Genomic DNA, 12,140 nt, shown 5'->3' with positions numbered 1-12,140 from the left:
CCAATTCCCAATTCCCAATTCCCAATTCCCAATTCCCAATTCCCAATTCCCAATTCAGCAAATTACTTGATCGGAGATTACCCTTGTAAGGGTATGTTAAGGAACAGCATGAAAGAAGATTATGGCCTCTGTTCCCAATCCTTCGCTTGATACTGGTCTAGCTGCTCTGAAGCAGGGAAACTACCCAATTGCGATCGCACATTTTGAGGGTGTCTATGAGACGGAGATAGACGATTCTCTGATTGTACGGGCTTCAAAAGGGCTAGTAATGGCATACTACCGTAGCGGTGACCCTGAAAAAGCGATCGCCCGTTGCCAAACCCTAGCTAAACATATTGATCCCAAGGTTAGGGAGTGGGCAACCACTACCCTATCCAACTTGACAGGGGAAAACCTCCCCTCCCCTAGACCTCAAAACTTTGGCTTGAGTAATGCTCCTCAAGATCTAGAGACGTTTGAACCAGAAGGGCTCAACAATCCAAATTCAGCATCAACAGGCTTTGTCGCCTTTAATCCAACTCCCTCCACTCCCAAATCCCCCCCACGGAGAACACCCTCTAAAATCAAACAGCCGTTAACAGGTTCTACGAAGAATTTGCCTCCTAACTCCACAACTCAGGACAGGCAAAGCAACCTTACTCCCACCGAAGCACCAATACCAGAACGTTCTGAATCTGTAGCAGAACACCCTACCCAACTTCCCACTCCTGACTTACCACTCTCCACACCTCAACCTGCACTCTTCACCCAATGGCGCAACAGCGGACGTGCTAAAGACTGGCGACCGCTCAAACCCCTGAAGTTTATACGCCTGTGGGTTGTGGAAATTCTCAGTGCGATCGCCTTTTTTTGGGTGCTGCGTTTTGTTGTTGAATTTGCAATGAGGCAAACGAACATTATTCTGGTCAAGTTGCCCATTTTCAGTCCGATTCAACTCTTCTACCGCAACTCAACCCCAGCACTCCTCATCTTTCTGGGAATCCTGCTAATTGCATCTCCCTGGTTAATTGATCTGCTATTGAAACGTTTTTATGGTCTTGAACCCCTACGCCTGTCGCAACTTTCCTCCCGTAGCCCAGAAGCGGGGAAGGTAATACAAAGTCTTTGCCGCAAACGCCGCATCCCGTTACCCAAGTTAGGAATTTTACCCACTAATGCCCCTGTCGCATTAACCTATGGCAATCTGCCCCGCACGGCTCGGATTGTTGTCAGTGAAGGCTTATTGGCACAGTTAGCAGATGATGAGATTGCTACTATTTACACGAGTCAATTAGGACACATCGTCCATAGAGATTTTATCTTGATGTCTCTGGGCGTACTTTTCATCCAACTACCCTACATGGTTTATTGGCTGCTCACCCAGTCAGGAGAGCGGTTAGCCAATTTGGCGAGAAATAAGTTTCCCTCAGCCCAACAGATTATTCCACCAATTATCTTGGGCATCACAGGTGTGATTGCCTCTTTAAGTTATGGGATTTACTGGATACTCCAGTTACCATTGCTGTGGTTTTCTAGAGCCAGAGTTTACTATAGCGATCGCCTTGCTGTAGAAACAACAGGCAACCCCAATGGCATGACCCGTGCTTTACTAAAAATTGCCCTTGGAATTACCCAAGACATCCAAACCACTCGCCTAACTAGCGGGTTGTTGGAAAGCTTTAATTTAATGCAGCCTGTAGGCTATCGGCAGGCAATTCTCCTCAGCAGTTGTTCTCCCCTAACACCCTTTGAAGATGTTTTAACCTGGGACTGCACGAACCGTTACCGTGACTGGTTAATCCTCAGTACGTCTCACCCACTCCTCGGTGAGCGTTTAGCGATGCTTGCCCGCTACGCCCAACTCTGGAAGTTGGAGACTGAGTTAGATTTACCTGCGATCGCGCCTGCAAGTCCTAATAATGCAGCACTGGTGTCCAAACTTACCAACATCTTTAAAGCCTTACCTCTGCTGCAAAGCACCCTCTTGGCTGGGTTAGTCTTGGGCAGTCTTCTCAGAGCTATCCTCTGGGTAATTGGGAAAATTAGCGATCAGCTCAATGTTTGGCAACTCATCTGGCTACACAACGCTGGCCCGTTTCTCAACGCTTGTATCATGATCGTGTTCAGCCTCTGCCTGTTTGCCTGGATTAATCGCTACTTTCCTGATATCAAACCTGCGGCTGTCCGAAATGAACCCGATTTGGGAGAGTCTTTTGCCAATCCAGCTACCGTACCCGCCGATAGCCAGCCGCTTCAACTCACGGGTAACCTCTTAGGGCGTCGTGGCTTACTTAACTGGCTAGGACAGGATTTAATCTTGCAAACCTCCACAGGTTTAGTGAGACTCCACTACTCGTCTTATCTTGGTCCTTTTGGTAACCTTTTACCTCAACGCACTCGTCCTAAAGATTTGGTCGATCAGCAAGTGACAGTGACTGGATGGTTACGTCGGGGTGCAACGCCTTGGCTTGACGTTGAAACCCTACGTGCTTCCGGCAAAGTCGTGCAAGCTCACTATCCAATCTGGCTAACACTGCTGGCGTTTGTTGCAGCAATCTGGGGAGCTTATTTAATCTGGGAAGCTTAGTCTCTACAAGTAGGCTGGGGATTGCTAAGCTGACAAGCATTCAATTTGGCATAGGCAAATTTTTGAAAATCTTGTGGGATGGGCATCTTGCCCGTCCCTTAAAGGGAATTTAAACTCTTAGTAAAGTTTATAAACTAAATATGCTTTGCTACAACAATCAATTTTCCTAAATTTCCCTGTTTTATTAACTCTAGTAAAAACTTATTTTATAACAACTTTATATATTCAAAAGAATATTGATTGGCTTAGGCTTTCGCTTAAACATTACGTGAGCAAGCTTTGAGCTAATTCTCTATTGAGAGTTATTTAAATTCCAAATGTCTTGCAAATTTAAACTTTTAATGAACCTTTACAAAAATAATGGCACCCATAGGAGAGAAAAATGAAGATGCTTCATGAGAATTAAATCAAAACTCTAAGTTTTTGGCAGAGATAATTCTCAGTTAACCAACACTTTTAGGAGAGGCTTGCAGTTTCTATTGAGAGTCACTAATGAGCGGCATTTTTGTTGATGAAAAAGAAATATTGTCGCTAATTCAATCGTTGTGTACACCTTAGAACTGACCCTAAATGAATACTGTTCAATTCTCGGTAACAAATGATTGGGGTAGTGGCTTCACTGCCAATATGTCCATTGCTAACAATGGCACCAGCAACTTGAGTAACTGGACGCTTGAGTTTGATGCCCCGTTCGAGATTACAAACATCTGGAACGCTGAAATTGTCAGCCGCCAAGGCAATCATTACGTCATCCGCAACCCTAGCTGGAATGGTACTATCCCTGCGGGTGCTACTACCGCCTTCGGTTTCCAAGCCGGTCCCGGCAACATAACCACTACCACCGATCCGAGTGATTACGTTCTCAACGGACAGCCGCTTGGTACACCAGGACTATTGCCTACCCTGTCTATTAACGATGTAACTGTTACTGAAGGCGACAGTGGTACCACTAATGCAGTTTTCACCGTCAACCTCTCGGCAGCTAGCACTCAGACGGTAAGCGTCAACTACGCAACTGCTAATGGCACCGCCACAGCGGGTTCAGACTACACTGCCACCTCAAACACGCTTAGCTTCGCTCCTGGTCAAACCTCACAAACCATTAGCCTGCCTATCGTTGGTAATACTCTTGCTGAGGGTAGCGAAAATTTCACGCTCAACCTGTCTAACCCTACCAACGCCACTATCAGTGATGCTCAAGCCGTAGGCACGATTATTGATAATGATCTTGCCCCAGTACTCCCGCAGTTATCCATTAATGATGTCACCCTCACTGAAGGGGACAATGGGACTACCAATGCGGTTTTCACGGTTAACCTCTCAGCGGCTAGCACTCAGGCGATAAACGTCAGCTATGGGACTGCTAATGGCACTGCTACAGCGGGTTCAGACTACACTGCCACCTCAAATACACTTAGTTTTGCCCCTGGTCAAACCTCAAAAACTATCACCGTGCAAGTCAACGGTGACACTCTTGATGAGGTGAATGAAACCTTTAGTCTCAACCTATCTAGCCCCACCAACGCCACAATTGCTGATGCTCAGGGTATAGCCACCATTCAAGATAACGATTCCCCATCGTCACCACAGCCAGGGGCTTTCAACTACGGCGAAGCACTTGAGAAATCCATCTTATTTTATGAAGCTCAACGCTCCGGTGACCTGCCTGCAACCAATCGTGTTGAATGGCGCGGTGATTCTGCCCTCAAAGATGGTGCCGATGTCGGCGTTGACCTCACTGGCGGTTACTACGATGCTGGTGACCATGTTAAGTTCGGCTTGCCAATGGCTTCCTCAATGACCATGCTGGGTTGGGGTGTTGTTGAATACCGTGACGCTTACGAACAAAGCGGTCAATTACCATACATCCTTGACACTATCAAGTGGGGCACTGATTACATCATTAAAGCCCACACAGCGCCCAATGAGTTCTGGGGACAAGTCGGACTGGGTGGACCCGACCATGCTTTCTGGGGACCAGCCGAAAATATGACTATGGCACGCCCAGCATTCAAGATCGACGCTCAGCATCCAGGCTCAGATCTCGCTGGTGAAGCGGCTGCCGCCCTTGCTGCTGCCTCGATTGTCTTTCGACCAACTGACACGGCTTACGCTGATCTCCTCCTCGATCACGCCGTTGAACTCTACAATTTTGCCGACACCTATCGTGGCAAATATTCTGATTCCATCCCTGATGCCGCCAACTTCTACAATTCCTACAGCGGCTACAACGACGAACTTGTCTGGGGGGCAACTTGGGTTCACAATGCGATCGAGGCGACTGGGGCAACTGACACTACCTACCTCGACAAAGCTGAATCTTACTATCAGGGTGTTAATCAAGGATGGACTCAATCCTGGGATGACAAATCTTATGGTGCAGCTATCCTTCTTGCCCAGGAGACTGGTAATTCCCGGTACCGTAATGATGTTGAAGGCTGGCTAAACCACTGGACAGACAAGAGCGGTGGGGGCATCACTTACACTCCCGGTGGCTTGGCTTGGCTTAGTCAGTGGGGTTCACTCCGATACAGTGCCAACACTGCCTTCCTTGCAGGCATCTACAGCGACACTGTGAATGACCCCAACAATCGCTACTCCGACTTTGCTGAGGGGCAGATTGACTACATTCTCGGCGACAACCCCAACAACCGCAGCTACATGGTTGGTTTCGGTGAAAACTCGCCGCAGAATCCCCATCATCGCGGGGCCCACGGCTCCACCACGAATAACATTAACGACCCTGTTGATAATCGCAACGTCCTTGTTGGTGCTCTTGTCGGTGGACCCTCGGCACCTAACGATAATGCCTACACCGATGATCGCACTAACTACATCACCAATGAGGTCGCCCTCGACTACAACGCTGGTTTCACGGGTGCGTTGGCTCGAATGTATGGGGAATTAGAGGGAGATGCGATCGCTAGTTCTCAAGCAACGGTCGGTGGACTGACACCTTGGGACACACCAGAGCAAATTGCTAAGACTAATACAGACATTACGGGTGCGGAAATTGCTCTTGGTAGCAACACTACTTACGGAGAGGATAGCCAAGTTAGTCTTGGGATGAACGATTACCTCCCAGACTCTACAATTAGCTTGTCCGATCAAGCTCTAAGTTCCGGTATCCCTCCCGCTACGAATGTCGTGGGGGCTGAATTTGAAAGCTATTCTCTGATCTAATAGATTACTTATCTCAGTAACAATTCCTGCAAAGTTGCTTGAGACAAAAGTAAGCCTACTAGGCTAAGACGTTAAAGGTTAGAGGCTTTTCCCAAACCTTTAACCCTCGCTTACAGATTTCCTAGCACTTTTTTTAACTAAAAACTCAGCTAAATGGCGCAGTTTAATTGCGCTATTTGGCTGAAGTTAGCTATTATCCTTGCTAGGATACAATGATAATGATTGATAGTTCTCCCACTGACGAATTCACGTTAGTGGGTTTTATTTTTTCTAAGGTATATTCTGACGCTTAACAATATTATATATATAAATATCTTATTGTGAGAGTACCTTTGCCCTCTTTCTAAAGATAGATTTGTTAGCCAGTTTGGAAATTGTCCATCTTTAAGCGCCAAACAGACCTGAGAATAGGGTGAACTTGCTCAGTTTGACAGTCAGTTAAACGAGTTGCACACGGCGGCGACGGGAACCCGTGTGAATTTTCTACTGTCAAAGAGTAAGCAGTTGAGGGCAAGAAAATGGAATTAATTCAAAGCTTTATCGCTATACCCGAAAAAGCAGCTAAACAACAGCTTCGGCAACTCAGCACTACCTCGAAGACGGAGGTTCAACAACAGGTAGAGAAAGTGTTGAAAGGCTTTCGAGCGCCAAAATCCTGATAAGACATACCATTTCACTCTTGGTGGATATAGCAGTTCTCAGTTAAATGAGGTGAGGCTAAAGGCTGTGAAACAAGCGCTACTAGTCAGGAAAACAAAAAAGCTGATGGCTGATAGCTGAGTGCTAACTGCTATAGTACAGGTCAAGGCTTTGGTGACTCTCGCTTTCAATACATTCTTTTTCTCTATTCCCGGTGCCTGAAATAACTCATGTGTAGCGATAAACCTTGAGATGGTATGAGTATACTCACCCAATTGGGTGAAGCTGCTTGATGAACAAGAGCAGTATTTCTTAGAAAGACATATCCTACTTTCCCCGCTACCTCTCCATCAGCAGCGGGGTTTTATTTTTTCCAGAATTCTCAAATAACCAACCACTAATAACGCTTGAGTGGCTTGAGTTAACCATTTCTAAGTTTCAACGCCGATATTCATCACCACAGTCACCAATTAGCTGATATAAATCTCGTGACCTTCCCAGTACAGCATCAAGTTGGTCGTAATCAGACTGGTCTAGCGCCACATCAAATACCCTGGCGTTGTCCTCGACATGCGCTGACACACTGAGGCGAGTACCGACAATTACACCCGCTACACCTGGCTTATCCAGAATGTAACGCACGGTGACGTTAGGAATGGTTACGTTGTGTTTGGCAGCAATTGGCTTCAAGACAGAAAGCAGTTCTTGAAACAAACTCCAACCGCCCCACGCATCAATCATGTTCTTGTATTTCCTCAAGCTAGCGGTAGAAAGTTCTCCGCCTCGTGGTTCCGGTTGTCCCAAATACTTTTCTGACAATAAGCCGCCGCAGAGGGTTCCGTAGGTGAAAAGCTTTATGTCATGTTCGGTACAAAATGGCACCATATTAACTTCAGGACGACGGTCAATCAGGGAAAACTGCACCTGATTGGATACGATTTTGATACCCGCTTCGGTGATGATTTTCAGATGTTGGGTATCAAAGTTCGTTAATGCCAGGTGTTTAATCTTGCCTTCATTCTGGAGTTCGGCCATGTACTTGAGGGCATCTAAGTAGTTGTTATCCCGATAGTCCCACCAATGGAATTGCAGCAGGTCGAGGCTTTCAACACCCATCCTCTGAAGCGAGATGTCAATGTTTTTCTCGACCAATGCCTTAGTCATTCGGGTTGGTCTGGGTACCCATTTGGTAAAGGCTTGGAGGTTAGACAAGGCTTCTTTTCCACGGGTAGCGACCAGTTGCCGCCTAAACTCTCCAATAAAGTCTTCTGCTGGGCCATAATGGTCTGCCAAGTCCCAGGTTGTAAAGCCAGCATCCAAATAATCAAACATACTTTGGATGGCACGTTTTGGGTCAATGCGTCCATGGGCACCAGAGACTTGCCACATTCCGTTTAGGATACGGCAGATGTTCAAGTCTGGTGTGAACTGTAGTCGGCTTGATGTTGGTAGGGTCATTTGGATGCTGAAGCGTGAGTGTTACGCGGCGATATTGCGGGATTATGCCATGTTTACTCAGATTTTAGGTTAATGGATAAGGACGCGATCGCATTATCCATTGACCAAGCCACACCGTTGAACTTAGCTTCCCAACAAGAGACGACGCTAACGACCATCACTTGACCAGTGAGGAGGGTCGTTTAATAGTTTAATAACGCCATAGGAACTACCCACGGCATGAAGCGCTGTATTGTTGGTTCCATTCGGGGGACTGCCAACACTAACAATAGCGCCATCCGACTTCTTAATTTTTAGCGTTCCTTCCCAAGTAATATTCCAATCAATCGCGAGTTTTTGCGTGTGACGAGACTCCAATGCTACAGGATTTCCACCCACACCATAAGCCTCAACCATCTGTTCAGCCGCTTGTACTGACCCAGCATCCGTGTAGTGTACCCATTGAATATCAACACCAGCCATTGATGGCACATTTTTTGCGGCAATCTGTCCTCGGTCAATTTTGGCAGCATAGTGCATCAAGTAAGCACGTTCTCTCGGTCGATAGGTAGCCGCGATAATGGTCTGTGCCCCTGCCTCAACTAATGCTTTTTGAAAAGATTGCACTCTTTCACGAAAAGGTGAGGCTAAATCAGAAATTGACTTACTTGTGGGAAAGTAGTCAATCCAATGAGGACCACTCAAGCGAAATCTAATTATTTTCGCATACCCGTTCAGAATATCCATGCCTAGGTCAAAATCTTGCCCCAGTTTTTGCTTAGTTGTCGCGGAAAGCTTGTTTTCAAAGTCACCCCGCAACCGTACATCTCTTTGCTTGTAAGCTTGCGCTAACCCATCAGTACTTCTGGCTCCAAAGTCTCCATCTACTACTAAATCGGGGGATATTATTGTATTTAAACTCTTTTGTAAATCTTTTGCTTCTGCGACACCGAAGTTTAGGTAAGTTAATAATAACTCTGCCGTGAGATTGGGAACTTTGTAGATAAAGCCATCGACTAAGGCTTTTGTATAAGTTGTATTATTGACAATTCCATTAACTGCCAAGCCATTTCTTTGCTGATAGCTGCGGGTTGCTGTTTCAGTTATGTCACCAAAGTCACCATCAACTGTACCAATTGGATACTCGGCTTCTTTTAGAAAGCTCTGCCAAGCCTTAACAATAGAGCCAGTAGAGCCATTTTTAATTGTGGGCAATTTGAGGACACTGAGATTAAATGCCATAGTCTTAACCAGAGTTAAACGAAACTATCTTGAACTTAGTAGTAAAAGCCAGGTTATTCAACCTGGCTGTGCGCCTAGAGATTTAGTTAGATGATGCCTACTTTTTAGTTCATCGGAAGGAAGCTAAATCAACATTTCTGTGAGGTAATGATTATTTCTAACCAATTAGTTTTCCCCAAGTTTGTGGTCCAACATTGCCATCAACAGAAAGACCTTGTTGTTTTTGGTACTTTTCGACAGCAGCGGCTGTACCTGGCCCGTATATGCCATCTGTCTGAGCGCCTACACGGTATTGGACATATTTTACAACTGTTCCTGCTGCGTGATTTGCTCGGAGAACAGGTTTAGCGAGTATCTGTTTAATCGCTAGCCAGGTAGTTGCTCCAGCAATTCCTGTTTCAGTGATATCAACAATTTGCTGGAAGTTGATGGTGGCAGCTTTAGTTTCATTATCAATCGTGCCATCTTCTACTAAAGGCTTGCCGTTATCATCTCTAATTTTTAATCGGTTTAAAGCTTGCTGAAGTTCCAGTGTACTGGTTCTATCATCAGTATCAGGAGGCAGTGGACTTTGACCTGTCAATCCTTTTACGATCGCATTGGCAATATTTTCTGCATTGTAGCGATCCATATCGACCTTAGTATCGCAGAAGCAGGACTCTACTAGGATAGCTGGCGCATTTGTATTTTTAACAACATACAAATGTGAGCCATCTTTGACCCCTCTGTTGAAGAACCCCAGCTTAACGATGTTGTCTAGGATTCGCTTGGCGATGCTTCTTCCTGTATCACTAGTTGCAAAAACTTCGGTTCCGTTAGCTTGTTTGTTGAAAGAATTAAAATGGATCGATACAAAAACATCTACATTATTAGCATTGGCGATGCTACATCTTTGCTGTAGTGAATTACCAACACTACTAGCACTGCTAGGTCTGCATCCTATCACTTGATGTCCAAGTGATTTTAACTTTAAAACCACTTTATTGCCTACCTCCATTGTTAGATCATCTTCCTGCCTGATGCCTTTTGCTCCAATGTCGGGAGGGCAGTTATGACCGATATCGATTCCGTATTTCATGGAAAGTACCTATTAGCGCTTAGAGGATTTGACTGGTTTTTGTAAGCCAAGTTTCCAGTCTAAACAGACTTTTCTATTAGAACCTCTGCATAATTTAGTGTCCAGTATTTCCTACAAAAGTTTCAAATATTGTTACGGAGAGTTAATTAAATCAGCTAAAAGGTAGAGGGTAAGGAGTATAATCCCTCCTAATACCAAAATTATGCTAATCAAGTGGACAATCAACTACTCAATTTTAGATTTGCGATCACACAACGGAATGTTACAGCGTAAATTTTAAAGTTCTTGGCAGGAAATGGGTCTGGCACAACTTTTGAGTCGAAACCGACTAAATTACAGCTATCCTTGGACTGGAGTTCCGTAGGCGATGACAAACTATTAGGGGAATTTTATAGCAGTTCTCAGTTACGCGCGTGTACATCAAAAAACCTAACCCCCAACCCCTTCCCTACGAGGGAAGGGGAGTAAGAATCAAAGCCTCTCTCAAGAGTAGGAGAGAGGTCAGACTGTATCTGATCTAATCGAGAAGGGCTATAGCTAGATGAAGATGCGATCGCTCTTTACCTAACCTTAAGGGTAGATGAAGAGCCTATTTGACTCTACACCTTTGCACAAGTTTAAAGGAAGAACTGTGAGTGAGTGCCTAATTATTTTTACCCGTTATCCAGAACCAGGAAAGACAAAAACACGACTAATACCTGTTCTGGGTGCGGAAGGCGCGGCAAGTCTTCAACGCCAGATGACGGAACAAACGATAGCTAAGGCAAAGGCACTTCAGTGTGAACGTCAAATTTCCATCGCCGTCTACTTCTCTGATGGTAGTCAACCGCTAATGGAAAATTGGTTAGGTACTAGCGTGGTTTACCGACGACAGAGTGATGGCGACTTGGGAACCCGAATAGCAGTTGCGTTTCAAACCGAGTTAGAAGCGGGCGCACAAGGCGTTGTGATTATTGGCACCGATTGTCCTGATTTAACTATAGAGATACTGACACAAGCGTTTGAAGCACTGAAAGAGCATGACTTAGTACTGGGACCCGCCGCCGATGGGGGGTATTATTTGATAGGGCTGCGTCGATTATTTCCAGAACTGTTTGTCGAAGTGAGTTGGGGAACGTCTCAAGTGCGGCAACAAACGGTAGAGATTGCCCAGAGTATTGATTTAGCGATCGCTTTTCTTCCCCTCCTTAATGATATTGACCGTCCAGAAGATTTGGTAGGACGAAGTTTTTGACTCTTTAGTTATCATTCATCAGTTTTTTATGCCTATACCTCTTCCCTAAATGGAAGCAGAAAAAATTTCGATAATTATTCCAGTTTTGAATGAAGCAAACACAATTAATGCGGTGTTGGCAAGAATTTTAGGTGCATCGAATGTGGAAGTAATTGTCGTCGATGGAGGAAGTCAAGATGAAACCGTGGCACTTGCACAATCCGTTGGTGTTAAAGTCATTGCGGTGACAAGTGGGCGTGCCAGTCAAATGAATGCAGGTGCAGCCGTTGCAACAGGTAGTATTCTACTGTTTCTTCATGCTGACACCCATTTACCACCTGCGTTTGATACCTTAGTTCGCCAAGTGCTGCAAAATACGGGAGCAATTGCTGGTGCATTTGAATTGAGAATTGATGCTGAATTATGGGGAATACGTGTAATTGAAAAGATGGTAAATTGGCGATCGCGTTTTCTCTCTCTGCCTTATGGTGACCAGGCAATCTTTTTACAAGCCTCTATTTTTAAAGAAATTGGTGGTTTTCTTAACCTACCGATCATGGAAGATTTTGAATTGATGCGATGTTTGAAGCGCTATGGAAAAATTGCGATTGTACCTGCGCCTGTACTCACCTCTGGACGACGCTGGCAGAAACTTGGGGTAGTGAGAACAACGCTAATCAATCAATTAATCATCATTGGTTATTTCCTAGGGGTTCCCCCAGCAAAGCTTGCTCGTTGGTATCGGCAAAGACGTAAATAGTTAGTTTCATCAGTTTCCTTTA

9 protein-coding genes are annotated in these 12,140 nt (G+C 45.3%); 6 read left to right on the top strand and 3 right to left on the bottom strand.

Annotation, left to right across the window (positions count from 1 at the left end):
* The first annotated feature begins 121 nt into the window (after positions 1-121).
* The 3 genes from AC5JL3_RS00540 to AC5JL3_RS00530 all read left to right on the top strand — a co-directional run bounded on the left by AC5JL3_RS00540 (position 122) and on the right by AC5JL3_RS00530 (position 6,408).
* Positions 122-2,566, top strand: a complete 2,445-nt coding sequence (locus AC5JL3_RS00540; RefSeq protein WP_496072627.1) for a zinc metalloprotease HtpX — start codon at positions 122-124, stop codon at positions 2,564-2,566.
* Positions 2,567-3,136: 570 nt separating this feature from the next.
* Complete coding sequence (locus tag AC5JL3_RS00535; protein WP_496072626.1) at positions 3,137-5,749, top strand: glycoside hydrolase family 9 protein; 2,613 nt, start codon at positions 3,137-3,139, stop codon at positions 5,747-5,749.
* Positions 5,750-6,267: 518 nt separating this feature from the next.
* On the top strand, positions 6,268-6,408 hold the full coding sequence (locus AC5JL3_RS00530) for a hypothetical protein (protein WP_496072625.1): 141 nt from the start codon (positions 6,268-6,270) through the stop codon (positions 6,406-6,408).
* Between the two features lie 418 nt (positions 6,409-6,826).
* Here the strand turns inward: AC5JL3_RS00530 and AC5JL3_RS00525 are convergent, their stop codons facing one another.
* Positions 6,827-7,846, bottom strand: coding sequence for an aldo/keto reductase (locus AC5JL3_RS00525; protein WP_496072624.1), 1,020 nt, complete (start codon positions 7,844-7,846; stop codon positions 6,827-6,829).
* Between the two features lie 18 nt (positions 7,847-7,864).
* Here AC5JL3_RS00525 and AC5JL3_RS00520 point away from each other — a divergent pair, with 18 nt between their 5' ends.
* Positions 7,865-8,011 (top strand): hypothetical protein, encoded by a 147-nt coding sequence (locus AC5JL3_RS00520; RefSeq protein WP_496072623.1) that lies wholly within the window; start codon positions 7,865-7,867, stop codon positions 8,009-8,011.
* Here the strand turns inward: AC5JL3_RS00520 and AC5JL3_RS00515 are convergent.
* The gene (locus AC5JL3_RS00515; RefSeq protein WP_496072622.1) at positions 7,994-9,067 is read right to left on the bottom strand and encodes a peptidoglycan-binding domain-containing protein; all 1,074 of its coding nucleotides are present in this window, start codon (positions 9,065-9,067) and stop codon (positions 7,994-7,996) included. The genes AC5JL3_RS00520 and AC5JL3_RS00515 overlap by 18 nt on opposite strands.
* Positions 9,068-9,224: 157 nt before the next feature.
* Positions 9,225-10,145, bottom strand: a complete 921-nt coding sequence (locus AC5JL3_RS00510) for an N-acetylmuramoyl-L-alanine amidase (RefSeq protein ID WP_496072621.1) — start codon at positions 10,143-10,145, stop codon at positions 9,225-9,227.
* Positions 10,146-10,776: 631 nt separating this feature from the next.
* On the opposite strand from AC5JL3_RS00510, the gene AC5JL3_RS00505 reads away from it, so the two are divergent.
* Together AC5JL3_RS00505 and AC5JL3_RS00500 are read left to right on the top strand one after the other, a co-directional pair.
* Positions 10,777-11,379 (top strand): TIGR04282 family arsenosugar biosynthesis glycosyltransferase, encoded by a 603-nt coding sequence (locus AC5JL3_RS00505; protein ID WP_496072620.1) that lies wholly within the window; start codon positions 10,777-10,779, stop codon positions 11,377-11,379.
* A gap of 49 nt (positions 11,380-11,428) precedes the next feature.
* Positions 11,429-12,118, top strand: coding sequence for a TIGR04283 family arsenosugar biosynthesis glycosyltransferase (locus AC5JL3_RS00500; RefSeq protein WP_496072619.1), 690 nt, complete (start codon positions 11,429-11,431; stop codon positions 12,116-12,118).
* The last annotated feature ends 22 nt before the right edge of the window (positions 12,119-12,140 follow it).

The organism is Symplocastrum torsivum (genome assembly GCF_059505465.1).
The sequence above is the reverse complement of the archived record's forward strand: the minus strand, read 5'-3'. Positions and strand labels throughout refer to the sequence as shown.

Excerpts from the sequence above, each read along its gene's own strand:
- AC5JL3_RS00540 (WP_496072627.1), top strand. The coding sequence starts at position 122 with ATGGCCTCTGTTCCCAATCCTTCGCTTGATACTGGTCTAGCTGCTCTG.
- AC5JL3_RS00535 (WP_496072626.1), top strand. The coding sequence starts at position 3,137 with ATGAATACTGTTCAATTCTCGGTAACAAATGATTGGGGTAGTGGCTTC.
- AC5JL3_RS00530 (WP_496072625.1), top strand. The coding sequence starts at position 6,268 with ATGGAATTAATTCAAAGCTTTATCGCTATACCCGAAAAAGCAGCTAAA.
- AC5JL3_RS00525 (WP_496072624.1), bottom strand. The coding sequence starts at position 7,846 with ATGACCCTACCAACATCAAGCCGACTACAGTTCACACCAGACTTGAAC.
- AC5JL3_RS00515 (WP_496072622.1), bottom strand. The coding sequence starts at position 9,067 with ATGGCATTTAATCTCAGTGTCCTCAAATTGCCCACAATTAAAAATGGC.
- AC5JL3_RS00510 (WP_496072621.1), bottom strand. The coding sequence starts at position 10,145 with ATGAAATACGGAATCGATATCGGTCATAACTGCCCTCCCGACATTGGA.
- AC5JL3_RS00500 (WP_496072619.1), top strand. The coding sequence starts at position 11,429 with ATGGAAGCAGAAAAAATTTCGATAATTATTCCAGTTTTGAATGAAGCA.